The following is a 16,250-nucleotide window of genomic DNA, read 5'->3' on the forward strand; positions in this document are numbered from 1 at the left end:
GTCAACAGTCAACAGTCAACAGTCAACAGTCAACAGTCAACAGTCAACAGTCAACAGTCAACAGTCAACAGTCAACAAATTGGCGCTAATCCTCCACTTTCAAAGCCCTTCTTGCCAACTTCACATAAGTTTTCACAGTTTCATAAGGCATTTCCAAATCAGCAGCAATATCAAACAAAGATTCCCCCAATTCCCGGCGCGCCAAAATCGTCGCCCAAGTTTCAGAAATCTCAGCAGCGCGACTTCCGCCTCTACGCTTTCTGTGCGCCATAAACTTCTTTGTCAATTCATCTATTCGCGCCGCCAATACGCTTTGTATCGACACTTCAGGTAGCGCTTCTGTCAACCATTGTGCTCGCGTTTGTCCTAATCCAAAAGTTATTTTGTGGCCCGTGCCACAGTAAGGCGCTAACCGCCCCAAAGCATAAAATAATTGTACAAAATCAGGACGATTGTGAGCCGATCGCCCTAGCCCAAATTCCACAGCCCCTGTGAATCCCGTTACCATGCCTTTTTTGCCCGCGGCTACCTTTTGTGACTCCAATTTGTGGCGGCTAATAATTGCATTTTCATCAATCCAATTCAAAAATTCTGCTTGGTCAAAATTTAGCCCCGAAAAGTTATTCCAGCGGCGCAAATAGCTGTGAAAAACATTTTCGGGAACTGGCAAAGGGAAGTGATGGCCTTTGCTACGAAAGCTTGTAGGAGTCAAAAAACTAAGTTTGATGGTTGGCGAAAATGGGGGTTCTGCTGTTAATAATTGCTGGTAAGTTGTGGGTTCAAAAGCAATATCCCAAGAGCGAATTAGCAGGGGAGCATTTCGCAAATCTATCTCTTCGGGCAAATTTTGCAGCCACTGACTCAGCCACTGCACTACTGGCTTTGAAAGTCCTGTTACGTACCAGCGATAAATTCGATCGCCCAAAAGCTGAAATTCTTTGCCACCGGGGAGCAAATCACCTTCCAATCCCGAAATAGTAAAGGCTTTTTCTGACTGTTCATCGTGCAAAAGTTTCGATAAACCCGGGTCCGTTTGGTGTACTTGACCTAAAAACCAAGCGTGCAAACCTATAGCATACTGCGCGTACAGATAGCTAGCAGCGCCGGGAGTCAATTCAAACACTAATCCGACTAACTCGGTGTCAGCCGGCCAAATCAGCCCAGACGGAGGAGATTTTTTGCTGGGGGTGCGGTTCGGGGAAGTTGCCATCAGATGCCGTGCCTATAGCCGTCACAGAAAGAGCGCCGTGCTATCTTATCCGATTTTTATCCCCTTTGGGGGATGATAGTTGAGGGCGATCGATCGCCCAAATCTTTTGGCTGCTTCAAAAACCCGGTCTGCCGCCAGTTTCCCGCACCCTCCGGGATAGACAAAAACCACTAAAAAACCAACAACCTAAAACTCAATCTTTGTCAAGGTTTTCTTCCTTGTAAGTAAACAGAAATATACAAGTGTTTAAAATCACATTCTGCGCTACAATTGTCAAAAGCTCGTAGCATCCTCAACTCCGATCCTAAACTATGAACACAACAGAAAAATCTAAACTCTCCAACGAAAAAACTTTGGAGGCGATGAAGAATTTCTCCGAAACCTACGCCAAGCGCACGGGAACTTACTTTTGTTCTGAACCTTCCGTCACTGCTGTCGTGATAGAAGGACTAGCAAAACACAAGGATGAACTAGGCGCTCCCTTATGCCCTTGCCGCCATTACGAAGATAAAGAAGCAGAAGTAAAAGCCGCCTACTGGAACTGTCCCTGCATTCCCATGCGCGAGCGCAAAGAGTGTCACTGTATGTTATTTCTGACGCCAGATAACGATTTCGCTGGAACTAATCAGGAAATAGGAATGGATCAGATTCAAGCTGTCAGAGACACTATGTAATCGGTTAAGTAGGCGGTCGTGAAATGGCAGTAGTTTTGAAAACAGGTCGTGATTTTTCCTATTTTTAAGACTTAGCTATTAAAAAACAATCGATCGCCGCCTACTCAAACACACATCCGCCCTCGATAATCCCCAATCTCCAATCGAATGACAGAGGAAATCCCGCTCGACTTTTGGCAAGGTATCGAACAGTTTAACAGCCAAGAATTTTACGCTTGTCACGATACTTTAGAGGCTTTGTGGATGGAAGCCGGCGAGCCGGAAAAAAGGTTTTATCAGGGAATATTGCAAATTGCCGTCGCGCTTTATCACTTAGGAAATCACAACTGGCGCGGTGCAGTAATATTGCTGGGAGAAGGAATAAATCGGCTCAGTTATTATCAGCCGAGTTATGCCGGAATAGCTGTTGAAGACTTGCTCGGACAAAGTGCTAAACTTTTGAGTGCTTTGCAACAAGCGGGCCCGGAAGAAGTAGCTAAATTTCAACAGTTATTCGCAGGTACAGAAGTTGCCGGCTTGCAATTGCCGCGAATTATCAAACTACCAAAAAGTTAAATAAATGTTTGTATTAGGGTGTGCAGTATACTTGGCCTCTACACAGAGGAGGGCTGGCTTTCTTGCCGGCTGCCCAAGTATATTAATTTGTTGTGGAACGAGCCTCTTGCCCGTTCCCGGTTAAGACAGTTGCAGCCACTCGGCAAAATAACCAATTAAATTCGCTATTGTCTTGCTAGGATAATTGGTTGAGACTATCGGGTCAATCGATCGACCTCACGGGAATCTTTCTGGCCGTTAAGATAAAATACCTAACTGGAGGTAATCCCCTTCAGCAATTTTACAAATTTTGAGGCTCCAAGCTTATGATGCCCTCCGCTAAACTACTCAATTCCAGAATATTCAAAGGATTATCGCTGCTGTTGCCCCTGACTCTGGCAGGCGCGATTGCCTCTCCCACCTACCCGCAAGCCGGGCCGCCCCGCACTCTCAGCGTGCGATCGGACATTCAAGAAGCCGACTCCAAAACCGGCATCGTGACAGCCCGTGGCAACGTCCAAATTAACTATCCAGCCCGCCAAATACAAGCAACTGCGGCTCAAGCTCAATATTTCAGTCGCGAGCGCCGGATCATTCTCAGCGGAGATGTTTACGTATTGCAGCAGGGCAACAGCCTGCGCGGCGAAACCATAACATACCTCATCGACGAAGGGCGGTTTATTGCCCTGCCAGACAACCCAGGACAGGTAGAATCTGTTTATCTGGTTGCCCCGGAACAAGATGCTGCCGCCCAAAATGCAGTGGGATCCGAACGTCCAACTACAGCCCCCCGGTAAAAGCGACTCGCAGCAGCGAAATTTCGCCTCAGCCAAAACATACTACTTGGGATAGATGCGAAATTTCGTCTTTATAAAACTAACAAACTTGAAAAGGTAAAATTTAAATTAGAGAGTCGATCGCACAAAGCCGCAGTCTGAAATTTAGCTTGTAGAGGTTGCCGGGAGCGAAAATGAAAATTGTACTCGAAAATATTCACAAATCCTACGGAAAACGCAATGTAGTTAGTCGCGTCAACCTGTCGGTAGCCCAAGGAGAAATCGTAGGACTGCTTGGCCCCAATGGTGCCGGCAAAACCACAACATTTTACATAGCAACCGGATTAGAAAAACCCAATCAAGGAACTGTTTGGCTAAACGATTTAGACATCACTAAATTGGCGATGCACCAGCGAGCGCATTTGGGAATTGGCTATCTCGCTCAAGAAGCAAGCATTTTCCGAAACATGAGCGTGCGGGACAACATTTTGTTAGTCCTAGAACAAACCCAAGTGCCGCGGTGGGAATGGAAAGATAGAGTCGATTTCCTATTGCAAGAATTTCGCTTAGAAAAAATAGCATCCAGTTTGGGAATTCAAATATCGGGGGGAGAAAGGCGGCGGACTGAACTAGCGAGAGCCTTAGCTGCTGGGCGAGACGGCCCGATGTTTCTATTTTTAGACGAACCGTTTGCAGGTGTCGATCCGATCGCCGTAGACGAAATTCAAACCATTATTGCTAAATTGCGCGATCGTAAAATCGGCATCCTGATCACCGATCACAACGTCCGAGAAACCCTCGAAATTACCGATCGAGCCTACATCATGCGAGACGGCCAAATTTTAGCCTCCGGGGCAGAAGAAGAACTCTACAGCAACCCTTTAGTGCGACAGTATTACTTAGGTGACAACTTCGTGCGATAGTCTTTTGAAGGCATTCCCCATGGTCATAAATTTAGATTTGAGATGTTAGATTGAGGAGCAAACTGCAAAAATCCCAAACTATGAAAATAGCAATATCCAATTCTTTGAATCCCATCAACTGGCTGCCGAGAATTTCCGTAATGGACTGGTACATTACCAAAGAACTAATCGGCCCATTTTTATTTGGCGTCGGACTCTTTACATCCGTCGCCGTAACAGTTGGAGCTTTATTTGAATTAGTCCGCAGAGTAGCAGAATCCGGCCTCCCCTACAGCGCAGCCATAGAAATTTTTCTCCTGCAAATTCCTTACTTTGTAGTATTGGCTTTCCCGATGTCGATGCTGCTAGCAACCTTAATGGCCTACAGCCGAATGTCTAGCGACAGCGAACTCATCGCCCTCCGCAGTTGCGGAGTTAGCGTTTACCGATTAATACTGCCCGCAGTGATTATGAGTTTAATTGTTGCAGGCTTAACCTTTGGTTTGCAAGAGTTAATCGTACCCGCCGCCAGCTACAGAGCTACTGTGACTTTAGACAGAGCCCTGAAGCGAGAAAAACCGATATTTCAAGATAGAAATATTATCTACACAGAATTTCGCAAACCAGAAAAAGGCGGCGACGAAATCCTGGCCCGCTTTTTTTATGCAGAACAATTTGACGGCCAGCAAATGAAAGGTTTAACAATTATCGATCGCTCCACCCCAGGCCTCAATCAAATCGTTTCTTCAGAATCAGCTACTTGGAATCCCTCAGAAAATACCTGGGATTTTTTCAACGGAACCGCTTATATAGTAGCTCCTGATGGCTCTTACCGCAATATAGTTAGGTTTCAACACCAGCAATTGCAACTCCCCCGCACGCCCTTAGATTTAGCGGCTAGAGTGCGGGATTTCAAGGAAATGAACATTGCCCAAGCTTTAGAGCGTTTGGATATCATTAAAAACAGTGGCGACGAACCGCAAATTCGCAAATTACAGGTGCGAATTCAAGAAAAATATGCTTTTCCTTTCGTGTGCATGGTATTTGGTTTAGTGGGAGCAGCTTTGGGAACTCAACCGCGCCGCTCCGGTCGAGGAACGAGTTTTGGTATTAGCGTAGTTGTGATTTTTACTTACTACGTATTTTCTTTCATCACCAGTTCTATGGGCGTGAAAGCTGTTTTGACTCCGATTCTGTCGGCTTGGCTGCCGATCGCATTTGGCTTAGGAATCGGCGGATTATTGTTGGGACGGGCCGCCGCTAGGTAAGTTTTACCGCTAACATTGGGAATGGGTAATTCGGAACTTGTACTGCCCTTCCACTGCCTTCTGCTCCCTTCCCTTCGACTATGCTGAGGAAAACCGAAGTCGAAGGAAAGGAACCGCGTAGCCTAAGTATTGGGAATTGATAATATCGTTTTCGTGACCGAACTTCCTTCATTTAAGGATTAGAAAAAGTATTGATTTCGCCACCGCCAATGTAGCGTCCCGGAGCCAGGGAGCGGGGTGTAGCAAAAGTTTGAGGTTGAATGGGCTGTACGCCCTGATTGGTATTTTGGGGAACAACTCCAAAGTTAGGCTGGTTCGGCGGCAAATTAAGCTGACTCGGTGGAGGTGTTTGAAATTGAGAATTCGCTGAATTGGGAGAGAATTGAGGGCTAATTATCTTGCTTCCCCCGATCGTACTCGGAAAAGGGGACTGTCTGACACTGGGAAGTAGAGGTGTTGGCGAAGGTATGGCTACTGGCAGTGCCACAGGTTGAACTTCAGGTGCGAAGCCTGAGCCAGATAAATTAGTTTGGTAGGGATTTTTCGGCAAAGCCACCGTTGCAGCCCCTGCATTAATTTCGGGAAGGCTCCGTACTCGGGAACTTAACCCCGCCAATGATTCAGGGACTGTAGCTGTCGGTTTTAAGAATTCTTGAGATTCCTTGCTCACAGTATTTGTCGGAGCCACAAGTGGGGGAAGTGCTGTGGGAACATTCACAGGATTTGCTCCACTTTGAGCTGTAGCGGTCGTTGGGAGCAAATTTGTCGCATTTCCTGCAGCCGGATCGGAAGCCGGTCGATCGAGCAATTTAGCCGAGTCTGCTGTTTTCTCAGCCGAAGCCGCCGTTGCCGAAGTGTTAGCAACGACGTATTTTTTCATAGCTGCTTGCAGCGGACTCAAAGGCAGAGAATTTTCGTTTTGTTTACCTGAATTAGCATCACTCGACGCCTGCGATAAAGTTGCTGTCGCTGTACCCCCAGACTCAGGATTAATCGTTTTTATCCCGGAAGTCAGTCTTCCACTGCCAGATAAACTCAACGCTGATGTTGCGTTTGAACTTGGCAAGCTGGAATTTTCAGGGTTATTGTTTCCGGCCTCGACATCAGGATTTGCTAAATTTGGCAAGGGGAAAAATCCGCTGCTTCCTACCCGATTGGGGGCTGAAGATGGCTGAGGAGTTTCTAAGCCCCGATCTCGAAGTTCCTCGAATAAACCTTTGCTTTTTACTACTGATGAATTTAACAAGTTCAGTTCAGAAGCAGTAGAGCCATTAAACTGATTGACTAGCACTGGTGAGCTGTCGATTTCAGCCGCAATGGCGGTATCTTCAGCAGATAGCCCCGATAGCGAAGCTGGAGTGTTTGAGGCTGGTTCTTCTTCGCCATCTATGCTCAACCTTTCTGGATTTACAGATACCTCCCAGATAAATAACCCCCCCGCACACAGCACGGCTAACGGAGCCCAAACCGCCGGTTGGGTCCAGTGGCGTAACCGCGCTATTAGATAGCGGACAGATGTAGGAAATCGCTTAAATATTGACATAGTTTTGATTCCATCCGAGCGTGCGGATTTAAAACTATTTTTCCTAGTCTACCACATCAATCTTGATTATTTTTGCTATGCCGGGGTAAGTGCGATCGGGAGCATCTCGGTTTGGCTTTTACTGTCGGTGTGCGATCGTCCGGCTCGCTATATTAATAGACTTTGCTGTGCGGGACGGATCGGAGTCCCAAAAAACGCTTTTTACTTTCTGCAGAGATGCTCCGAGTACGATCAAACTTTTGATTGAAAGTTGCGAAAGCTCAATGCAACAGGTGAAAATCCATAAAGCACTGGTATAAATATGTCTTGCTTTCCTTAAATCAAAGGGCATAAGATGATAAAATTTTATGGGGTGCTGTGTCCGGCAGGCCGGGTCAGTCAGCAGATCGACCTCAAACCAAAATGTCAAACCAAAATGTCAAGGTAAAATTGGCAATTGCCCAGAACAACACCCAAGGAAAGTTGAGAGGAAATTAATGAAAAAAGTAGTAGAAGTATTAGCAAATCGGGAACAACTGATAGATCGATCGCTGGAGATTGTGCTGTCGAAAATCTCAGAAGCCATAGCAGAACGCGGACTTTGTACGATCGCCGCAGCGGGCGGAAGCACACCCGAACCGCTCTACAGAGCGCTCTGTGCCCAAGACCTGCCTTGGGACAAAATTCACGTTTTCTGGGGCGACGAACGCTACGTTCCCCCAGAACACCCAGACAGCAATCAAAAAATGGCGCGCCTCGCGTGGCTCGATCGAGTGAATATCCCCGCCAGCAACATCCACCCCATGCCCACAGGCGCCGGCGACCCCGCAGCCGACGCTGCGGCGCACCAAACCGAATTGCAGCAGTTCTTCAAAGTATCCGACGGCGAGTTTCCCGCCTTCGACATCATTTTATTGGGCATAGGAGACGACGCCCACACAGCCTCTCTATTTCCCGGCACAGCAGCCTTGGAAGTCCGCGACGCCCTAGTAACTGTCGGCAACAAAGACGGTCAACCCCGCATTACCTTTACAGTCCCCTTAATCAACCGGGCCCGGTGCGTCATCTTCATGGTCGCAGGAGCCAGCAAACAACCCGCCCTAGCTCAAATTTTTGCCCCCGCAGCCGACGAAATGACTTATCCAGCCAGACTCGTTCAACCAGAGGGCGAACTTTGGTGGCTGCTCGATGCGGCGGCTGGTGAAGCAGTAAAATAGCCGACAGAGCCACAATCGTGCCAACACAGTCAGCATTATCACTAACTCAATCTTGCCCGTCACAGCTAACGTCACGGCGTCAGCTCAGTTGCTAGTATTAGCGAAGCAATATAAGAATGTGGCGGTTAAAGTTAAAATTTGACCATATACACGAGTATTTTTATGAGGCTGATTTGAAAATCTGGCCGATAGCAAGGAGAAATCGATGATTGTCTGTCCCAATTGCAATCACCAGAACCCCGACGGGGCCAGCCAGTGTGAGGCTTGCTACACGCCTTTACCTGTTACCGCAAGTTGCTCGAACTGCGGTGCAGCAGTTCAGACAGATGCAGCATTTTGTGGCCAGTGTGGCTTTAACTTGCGTCCGGGTTCCATAGTTCCAGAAGTTGAGGGGACAGTAACGTCCCCCTCGTCTGTAGGCCCCACAGTGGTATCGTCACCGGCGCCGGATTTAGTCCCACCCGAGCCCATGATGGCAATGGAACCTCTAGTTACCCTGAATAAGGGACTCAACTTGGAAAAAACTCCCGCCAGCATTCCGACGATTCCAGATCCCCCGCCTTCGCCCTCGGTTCCTGTTACAACTGAATCGGTGGCAACACCAGTAAATATCTCTCCTCCGGTTCCGGACCCACAGCCAGCAGGTGTAGCTAAAACTCAACTGCAACAGCAGTCGGCGCGCCTGCTACACGTTCAGACAAATACGCCGATGGAATTGCCTCACAGTCTGTCTGTGGTTCACATAGGCAAGCCAAATGACTTAGTACCGCCGGATATTGATGTTTCGGGATTTGCTAATTCTGAGATAGTTTCTCGGGTACACGCAAATCTCCGGGTGGAGGGAGATGCTTGCTACCTAGAAGATGTAGGTAGTTCCAACGGCACTTACGTCAACAATACTCCGCTACCCAAGGGAAACCGCCACCGGTTGCGACCGGGAGACCGCATCTCTCTGGGCAAAGGAGACCTGGTTACGTTTTTATTTCAAATCTCTTAGAGCGAGTTTGGATTGGGCGATCGAAAGTCTAAAATCTAAAATCGCATCTTGAGGCGCTCTACCAAAACTCAATGCTGCCAATGTGATTAAGCTGACCTTGCTACATCCACTCCAGTCTATACCCGTCCGCAGTTGGATCTTTGAAGACGAGCAGGTCGTCCGGATCGGGCGATCGACCGAAAACCACGTCGTTCTTTTTAGCGCTGTGGTTTCTCGTCGCCACATCGAATTGCGGCGCAGCGGCATAACTTGGGAACTGATCAATTTAGGTACCAACGGCACTTACCTCGATGGTAAGCCGATCGCTAAGGTTCCCATTGTGGACGGTCTGATCGTTCACTTGGCTCGCTCAGGTCCGAAAATTCAAATCAACGTAGGCCCGAATCAGTCCTCCGTCCAGTTAGGACTTCTTAGCGTCAAGCCAAGGGAGGCTAAGGAAATTCACGCTCCCTCGGGCGGGGTGCACATTAGCACGATTCCTGTTCCCGACCAAAAAGAAGTTGGCACTTCCAGGGAAGAGGAGGAGTTAACCGAGGCAGATAATAATCGCCATTATTCGGAAGAAGAATATTAAATCGGCTTCTTTGGACGATCGACATTTTTCAAAGGCGGCACTCAGGAGTTTATTTATGAGTACATCACCACAGATTGTTAGGCGCAGCGAATTGCTCAACCGTCGCACGATCGACCGCTCAACGGCGGAAGAGGTCGGCCGGGTAGATCGGGTTTGGCTCGATGCTCACTCCCAGCGGGCGATCGGCTTTACTTGCAAGTCGGGACTTTTGGGCAGCAAAAAAACTTGGTTCGCTTGGGCGCAAGTTGATACGGTGGGGGAAAATGTTTTTGTCACCATTAACCCGGAACTGCCGGAATTGCATCAGCCGGAACAAGCTGTTTGTCCGATCGGCCTTGAGGTACTCACGGACGCTGGGAATCAGGCAGGTACGGTGGTTGACTACCTATTTGATGTCCGCACGGGTTCAGTCACCCACTACCTATTTAAATCGAGCGGCTGGCGCGGTGTTTTAGACGGAATTTACTTGTTACCTGTGGCAGCTATTTCAACCATCGGCAGCAAGCGGGCGATCGTCTCTGAAGCTGCTGTATCGGAGCCAGTGCAGTACGCAGAGGGACTGCACAAAAAAGTCGGTCTGGTAGCAGAGTTTTTACATGAAGATTTCGACAGAACTCTCAAAAATGTGGCTGGTGTGAAGCGGGGCGCTCAAAGTCTGGCGGAAAAATTCCAAGATAAAGCTCTCGAAGTCAGGGATGTAGCTCAAGAAAAAGTTGCAGAGTTGAAGCGGCAAAGGCAAGAATCTGTCCCGCCAGAGCCGAACCCGGAGCCGCCCGATTCAGATTTGAGCTGAAGTTTGGCCTTCCCGCTCGCCGGGGGACTAATTGCCGATCGCATTTTGGGGCGGCGCGCGCGAGGAAGGTCGATCGGTATTTTCGCTATCAGAGATTGATGCGTTGTCGCTCAAAATTCCAGTGCTGCTCAAAGCATTGTATTTTAAAGGTATCGCATCAATAAGGAAAATGTTAGCAACTCAAAAAGACCTATGCTGTTTGATACAACTCACATCTTGCAACATTCTCAAGAACAGGCAAGATCCCTGTTCCACAAACAGTGAATTTTCTTGTGGAACAGGCATCTTGCCTGTTCATAAAAGGCCTATTCAGAATGGTGCAACATCTCAGATACAACCAACAAGTATTTTATCTAGAGACCCCAAGATTAATAATAGGTTAACTTCTGTCTCCACAAACAGCGATTCGTCGATCGTTGACTGTCGCCCGATCGAGAACTTGAATCAGCGGTGCAACCAGCACAGGTCTGAGTTAAATTCTCTGGTTCATCAGCCGGAAAAGAATTATTTAGCCGATCAAATTGAGCGGCTCACCCATCGGCACAATCGCGCCCTCACAGACCACATTAATCAAGCGGTTAAAACCGCTGTCCATCACTGGGAAGTTCACCTGATTAATAACATCGTGTTTGGTTGTTACCGAGGGCAGCAAAAATTTGCGCCTGCGCTAAAAGCTAACCCTCAAAAGTTTGTTCAAATGCCTCAAGCAGCCAAAAGTTCGACTTTTACGGCAGAGCGAGGGAATCCAGGCGCACTGATGACGCCTTTAAAAATCAAAATTTTTGCAGTTTTCTCCCAAAAAATCTCTCTGGAAGTATCCCCGTTTCTGTCTGGCGGTGGAGTGTCAAAACATCAGTGATTACCTTAACTCTTTTACATCCTATCCAGTCGGTCGCGGTTCAAAGTTGGTGTTTTGAATCAGAACCGGTGGTTCGGATCGGTCGATCGAACGACAATGATGTAATCATTTACAGCGCTGTAGTTTCCCGCCACCACGTAGAGCTGTGGAATCACGCCAATAGCTGGGAAATTATTAATTTTGGTGCTAACGGCACTTATGTAGATGATAGACCGATCGCTCAGGTGTCAGTTGTGGACGGGATGACAATTCGCTTGGGCAATTCCGGGCCAAAAATCAGGATTCGGGTGGGCGCAGCGAATCAACCGGGCAAAATAATCCAGCCACCGCAGCGCGAACTCCACCAAAAGGAAGAAGTTTCAAAAGACAGGTCAACTGCTTGGCCTCGGGGTGTGGGAATCATCGAAGACGATGAACATGGAGGGCTGACTCAAATCGATCTTGACTGACCGGCAGCTATCTATCCCTGCAAGCCAACTCAAACAAAGCTCAAGGTACGCAATTCGATCATCTAACTAATTTTTCGGTAAGTGGCCTGATTTTTGCCTAAATATGCCTATAAATTAATTAACAGCTTCTCTAGTAGGATCTCACCCTTCTAAAGATAAGATTTGGGGGAGATCGCTCGATATTACCTCAGTTTCGTTGCTTGCCCACCGGCGGTAATCGGAGAGCAACTGGTACATCAACCGCTGTTTGACGCTCAGCAGTACGCTCTTGAGCAAAGCGTTGCCCGTAGCTTCTAAAATTGCTTTGGGCGTCAGCCAAAACGGCGGCGGTAACTCTACTTGCACTTCCAAATCCGCTTTTCCCTTCAAGTATGCTACCCCGCTGGTTTGGTGTACACAAAGCTGTCCTTTGAGATTGAGAGCAAAGCGATCGTTTATATAACCCACGCCACGAATTTCGCAGGCGACGGACTCCAAATTGATTGTACCGTCCGACTCAGCCCACACCCTCATGTCTACTGTGGGTTGAATGCTCAGCATCATAAATTGTAACGGCCGCATTTTCAGGCGGAAACAGTCATCGCTTAGCTGCTCTGTGCGACTTTGATCGACGAGGGCGTTCACCAGTCGCCTCGGCTGGCGCAGATAATGTTGAATGGGAACCCGTTCGTCTGGTACGGCGATCTCAACGGATTGGGAAGAATTAAAGCGGATATACATGAGAAAATATCAAAATATAGGATTCCTAAGCATATCTTAATAAACTATCACCTTTTTTTAAGGTGACATAAGTCACGCAGTATGTCGCGCACCCAGCAATGTCAACCGAGAAATTACGGATAAAAGCTTTCGGGACATCGCTAATTTTTCATCATACTTGCTAGCTGATGAGAGTAAAGCAAACATTTGTAACCTAAAATTACCTCTAAATGAAAATTTCGTTAGCGAAGCCCTCGAAGAGGATCGCACATCTCGGCCCTGTTGGTACAAATGCAGAAACAGCGGCTCTAGCTTATGTCAATTGGTTGAGCCTGAAAACTAACTTGGAATGCACCCTGTGTCCTTATTCCACCATTTCCCAAGCGCTAGAGGCATCTGCCGTAGGGCAGGTTGACTATTCAGTTGTGCCCGTCGAAAATTCGATCGAAGGCAGCGTGACTGTCACCTTAGATACACTGTGGCGACTCGATCAACTCCGCATTCAACACGCCTTAGTTTTGCCAATTTCCCACGCCCTGGTGTCTAATGCTAAAAATTTTAACGAGATTCAAAAAGTTTACTCTCATCCGCAAGCACTAGCTCAGTGTCAGGTATGGTTGGGGCAGTTTATTCCCTCAGCTCAATTAATTCCGGCAAATTCAACCACGGAAGCATTGCAATATCTGGAAGATAGAAATGTAGCAGCGATATCTTCGCCAAGAGCTGCTGAACTTTACCATTTGCCAGTGTTAGCCCACCCAATTAATGATTATCCCGATAATTACACTCGCTTTTGGGTACTCAGCAGCAGTGGTGGAGAAATCTCAAACGTAGAAGCAGCCGATAGCTCATCCCTTAAATCCCTCACAAAATCGGCTGCTAAGTTGATCCCCGATGTTTCACCGTGTAATTGCACCCATACGTCACTAGCTTTTAGCGTACCTGCCAATATGCCGGGATCACTGGTAAAACCTTTGCAAGTATTTGCCAGTCGCGGTATTAATTTAAGTCGGATTGAATCTAGACCGACTAAAAGATCGCTCGGAGAATATATTTTCTTTATGGACGTTGAGGCCGATGTTTGCTCTGCATTAGTTCGCGAGGCACTAGAAGAGTTAAAAAATCACACTGAAACTTTAAAAATCTTTGGTTGCTACAGTCTACTGTCAGTAGTATAATTTTAAGTAAAATTTAGGAGGCTAGCCAGATGAATGCGGATGAACTTCTGAAGCGATATGTAGCCGGAGAAAGAAATTTTCATGAAATTAACTTGAAACAGGCTTCTTTGCGAGAAGCTTTCCTGATTCATATTAATTTAGCCTGTGCAAATTTGACCGAAATCAATTTAGCTTTAGCAGATTTAAGTTGGGCAAAACTTAATTTTGCAGACCTCAAGAATGCTTGTTTGGTAATGGCAAAACTAAAGGCGGCCGATTTGACTGGAGCCAATCTAACTTTTGCCAGATTGACAGGATCTGAGATGGTTGAAGCCAACCTGAAAAACGCCAATTTGAGCGACACAAAAATGATAGGTGTTGATTTTACTGGCGCCTGCTTGTACGGTGCCAACTTAATGGAAGCCAACCTCATTGATGCTTGCTTGGACAATACAGACCTCAGAGAAGCCAATCTTAGTGAGGCAAAACTCCGGGGAGCGAGTCTCCAAAAGGCTAATCTGACAGGAGCATTGTTGTATGAAGCTAATCTTCAGGGCGCGGATTTGAGACAAGCTGACTTGCGCGGTGCTAATTTAAGCGGGGCTTTTTTATGCGGTGCTAACCTCGAAGGCGCTCAGCGTGATGAGGAAACAAATTTAAGTGGGGCGATTCACTTTTGCATCAGAGAACTCTGAAATCAGGCAATATAGCTACGCAGAGAATCCGACAACTAAGGACTAAAAAATATACTATTGACTTGGCTGAAAGTGAAGTCTATTTGCTGCTGTACCTTAGCAAAATGAAGCTGCATCTTGAGGATCTCTTTCTTGGAATTAGCTTGAGCAATCTTACTTTCCAAAGCCAGCAAGTTGCGGTTGAGATTTTCTACTCGCACAGTTTGGTAGTCTAAGTCAATTTTTAGTTCTGCAGCCTGCTCGAATTGAACCTGCTTGCGAACCACGGCGAGGCGGACTGAATTTTCATCCTGTGTCTGAAGAGCTAGCATAGGTCGCTGCTGCCAATGGTTGGCTTGAGATTCAGCTTGATTGTACAGCCACTGAATCCGCAGTTGGGCGGAAATCGCACTGCCAACAGCCTGACGCAGTTCTTTGAGAGGTTCCTGAATTTCTAAGATTAATAGTTCCCAAAGATTCATCAGTTCGCTGGTAAATTCTTCGCGTTCTACAGAGGCTACCAGTGCTTCTAACAGCAACAAATTTGGTTGCATCTGCTGCGTAATTGTCTCAAATATTAACTGTGCTTCGGACATTTGCCGATCGTAATTTTTTTCTGAGACTGCACCGGATGAGTGCTTTAATATTTTTTCAGTGTTCTCTACCTGAGCTTCTGAATCTGAACTTGAAGCTACAAAGGCCTGTAATTTTTCGCGGGCGATCGAATTCAGCCTTTGTCGAAGCAAATCGCAGGCTGCCCGCTGCACTGGCCCTGTTTCGCTTTGACAAATCTTGATTACTATTTTTAAGCCGGCATCGCCATAATTCAATGTCTCTCTCAGGGCGGCGATTCGATGTTCGCTGACAGAACTAGACAGCCGATGTTTAACTCCTGCTAGTCCGCCGAGCACTACACCGCCCACAGGAGGTGGCAGTTGACCGCCTTTAACTGCATCGTATGGTTTCGGTTGGTCGTGATTGTCTAACACAAGCATCTAATTTTGGAACGGGCAAGATGCCCGTTCCACAAGAATAAATTTTTCTGTGGAACGGGCAAGATGCCCGTTCCTAGATATTTTTGTAAAAGGTCTATTAATTCTCAATTATTTAATCTCCAATGCGAAAATCTAAAATCGAAAATAGTATGATTTGTGTGTGAATTTGGCTTCAATGCAGGCAAAACCGATCGTACTTTTTGCCTGCGCTAATTCCCTATTTGAGCGTATCTTTAAGTACAGTCCTCGCTGCCAAGTGATTGCGAGTAGAAGTCAAAATTTCGGTTTCGCGTTCCAATCTCGCAGCAGTATCTTGCAATTCTAAAAGAGTTTGCTGTTCTGTCGCTGCACCGTAAAGGTAGCTGGCTACCCAGTAGGACAGTTCTGTGGGCAAACTGGGAATGTCTTCCGGTAGGTCGATCGGCTGATCCATCAATTTGCTAGACAGGCGAACTACATCTCTCAGCAGTTGTTCGACATCTTGGCCCAAAGATCGGAGGTCTTTTTGCGGCGGTTCGTCTTCAATCCATTCTACTAGACCGACTAAATAGGGTTTTTCCCGAACGGCATCGAGGACTCGGAACCGCTGCTGTCCGAGAGTCATGATTTTCATGCGATCGTCCGGCAGGCGTTGGCAGTGAATCACTTCGGCGCAACAGCCAACGGCAGAGACTTTGTTTTTGTTGGGGTCCCACATGAGTACACCGAAACGCCGATCGCCCTCCAGAATCGTATTCATCATGATTCGATAGCGAAACTCGAAAATTTGCAGCGGCAGCGGTCTACCTGGAAATAGAACCACTTCCGGCAACGGAAATAAGGGGAGTTCGCGAACTGCGGAGGAGGAAGAGGATGCCATTGTCGCTCAAAGATGACGGTACTTGCGCTTATTTTTCTTACTTTAACTGATTTGAGCAATTCTGGGACGGGAGCGATCGGGCTTTTGCGAC

18 protein-coding genes are annotated in these 16,250 nt (G+C 47.3%); 13 read left to right on the plus strand and 5 right to left on the minus strand.

Annotation, left to right across the window (positions count from 1 at the left end):
• Nucleotides 1-85: 85 nt before the first annotated feature.
• The gene (gene cas6 / locus QUA58_RS07810; RefSeq protein ID WP_333393558.1) at nt 86-1,210 is read right to left on the minus strand and encodes a CRISPR-associated endoribonuclease Cas6; all 1,125 of its coding nucleotides are present in this window, start codon (nt 1,208-1,210) and stop codon (nt 86-88) included.
• A gap of 311 nt (nt 1,211-1,521) precedes the next feature.
• Here cas6 and QUA58_RS07815 point away from each other — a divergent pair, with 311 nt between their 5' ends.
• The 5 genes from QUA58_RS07815 (at nt 1,522) to QUA58_RS07835 (ending at nt 5,364) form a co-directional block, all read left to right on the plus strand.
• Nucleotides 1,522-1,884 (plus strand): ferredoxin-thioredoxin reductase catalytic domain-containing protein, encoded by a 363-nt coding sequence (locus tag QUA58_RS07815; RefSeq protein ID WP_172186333.1) that lies wholly within the window; start codon nt 1,522-1,524, stop codon nt 1,882-1,884.
• A 147-nt stretch (nt 1,885-2,031) separates the two neighbouring features.
• The gene (locus QUA58_RS07820) at nt 2,032-2,439 is read left to right on the plus strand and encodes a DUF309 domain-containing protein (protein ID WP_333393559.1); all 408 of its coding nucleotides are present in this window, start codon (nt 2,032-2,034) and stop codon (nt 2,437-2,439) included.
• Between the two features lie 305 nt (nt 2,440-2,744).
• Nucleotides 2,745-3,215 (plus strand): LptA/OstA family protein, encoded by a 471-nt coding sequence (locus tag QUA58_RS07825; protein ID WP_333251098.1) that lies wholly within the window; start codon nt 2,745-2,747, stop codon nt 3,213-3,215.
• 173 nt (nt 3,216-3,388) lie between these two features.
• Nucleotides 3,389-4,117 carry an LPS export ABC transporter ATP-binding protein gene (lptB, locus tag QUA58_RS07830; RefSeq protein ID WP_333393560.1) on the plus strand — a complete coding sequence of 243 codons (729 nt, stop codon included), beginning with the start codon at nt 3,389-3,391 and terminating at the stop codon, nt 4,115-4,117.
• 80 nt (nt 4,118-4,197) lie between these two features.
• Complete coding sequence (locus QUA58_RS07835; protein ID WP_333251093.1) at nt 4,198-5,364, plus strand: LptF/LptG family permease; 1,167 nt, start codon at nt 4,198-4,200, stop codon at nt 5,362-5,364.
• Nucleotides 5,365-5,536: 172 nt separating this feature from the next.
• On the opposite strand, the gene QUA58_RS07840 is transcribed toward QUA58_RS07835, so the two are convergent.
• The gene (locus QUA58_RS07840; RefSeq protein ID WP_333251091.1) at nt 5,537-6,907 is read right to left on the minus strand and encodes a hypothetical protein; all 1,371 of its coding nucleotides are present in this window, start codon (nt 6,905-6,907) and stop codon (nt 5,537-5,539) included.
• Between the two features lie 476 nt (nt 6,908-7,383).
• On the opposite strand from QUA58_RS07840, the gene pgl reads away from it, so the two are divergent.
• From pgl to QUA58_RS07870, 6 genes are all read left to right on the plus strand, one after another.
• Nucleotides 7,384-8,103, plus strand: coding sequence for a 6-phosphogluconolactonase (gene pgl, locus QUA58_RS07845; protein ID WP_333251089.1), 720 nt, complete (start codon nt 7,384-7,386; stop codon nt 8,101-8,103).
• A 205-nt stretch (nt 8,104-8,308) separates the two neighbouring features.
• The gene (locus tag QUA58_RS07850; protein ID WP_333251087.1) at nt 8,309-9,100 is read left to right on the plus strand and encodes an FHA domain-containing protein; all 792 of its coding nucleotides are present in this window, start codon (nt 8,309-8,311) and stop codon (nt 9,098-9,100) included.
• A gap of 82 nt (nt 9,101-9,182) precedes the next feature.
• A complete protein-coding gene (locus QUA58_RS07855; RefSeq protein WP_333251086.1) occupies nt 9,183-9,674 on the plus strand; it encodes an FHA domain-containing protein in 492 nt (163 codons plus the stop codon).
• 55 nt (nt 9,675-9,729) lie between these two features.
• Nucleotides 9,730-10,467 (plus strand): PRC-barrel domain-containing protein, encoded by a 738-nt coding sequence (locus tag QUA58_RS07860; RefSeq protein ID WP_333251083.1) that lies wholly within the window; start codon nt 9,730-9,732, stop codon nt 10,465-10,467.
• Between the two features lie 31 nt (nt 10,468-10,498).
• The gene (locus QUA58_RS07865; RefSeq protein WP_333393561.1) at nt 10,499-11,326 is read left to right on the plus strand and encodes a hypothetical protein; all 828 of its coding nucleotides are present in this window, start codon (nt 10,499-10,501) and stop codon (nt 11,324-11,326) included.
• Nucleotides 11,323-11,775 carry an FHA domain-containing protein gene (locus QUA58_RS07870; RefSeq protein ID WP_333251077.1) on the plus strand — a complete coding sequence of 151 codons (453 nt, stop codon included), beginning with the start codon at nt 11,323-11,325 and terminating at the stop codon, nt 11,773-11,775. Before QUA58_RS07865 ends, QUA58_RS07870 begins: the two co-directional genes overlap by 4 nt.
• Before the next feature lie 141 nt (nt 11,776-11,916).
• Here QUA58_RS07870 and QUA58_RS07875 read toward each other — a convergent pair whose 3' ends face one another.
• Nucleotides 11,917-12,495, minus strand: a complete 579-nt coding sequence (locus QUA58_RS07875) for a DUF1997 domain-containing protein (protein ID WP_333251074.1) — start codon at nt 12,493-12,495, stop codon at nt 11,917-11,919.
• Nucleotides 12,496-12,704: 209 nt separating this feature from the next.
• Here QUA58_RS07875 and pheA point away from each other — a divergent pair, with 209 nt between their 5' ends.
• Together pheA and QUA58_RS07885 are read left to right on the plus strand one after the other, a co-directional pair.
• Nucleotides 12,705-13,652 (plus strand): prephenate dehydratase, encoded by a 948-nt coding sequence (pheA, locus tag QUA58_RS07880; RefSeq protein ID WP_333251071.1) that lies wholly within the window; start codon nt 12,705-12,707, stop codon nt 13,650-13,652.
• Between the two features lie 29 nt (nt 13,653-13,681).
• Nucleotides 13,682-14,326 carry a pentapeptide repeat-containing protein gene (locus QUA58_RS07885; RefSeq protein WP_333251068.1) on the plus strand — a complete coding sequence of 215 codons (645 nt, stop codon included), beginning with the start codon at nt 13,682-13,684 and terminating at the stop codon, nt 14,324-14,326.
• Nucleotides 14,327-14,361: 35 nt separating this feature from the next.
• On the opposite strand, the gene QUA58_RS07890 is transcribed toward QUA58_RS07885, so the two are convergent.
• A complete protein-coding gene (locus QUA58_RS07890) occupies nt 14,362-15,300 on the minus strand; it encodes a PspA/IM30 family protein (protein WP_333251066.1) in 939 nt (312 codons plus the stop codon).
• A 217-nt stretch (nt 15,301-15,517) separates the two neighbouring features.
• A complete protein-coding gene (locus tag QUA58_RS07895) occupies nt 15,518-16,159 on the minus strand; it encodes an LON peptidase substrate-binding domain-containing protein (RefSeq protein WP_333251064.1) in 642 nt (213 codons plus the stop codon).
• Nucleotides 16,160-16,250 lie beyond the last annotated feature (91 nt).

It is taken from the genome of Microcoleus sp. N9_A1 (assembly GCF_036701795.1).
Taxonomy (GTDB): domain Bacteria; phylum Cyanobacteriota; class Cyanobacteriia; order Cyanobacteriales; family Microcoleaceae; genus Microcoleus.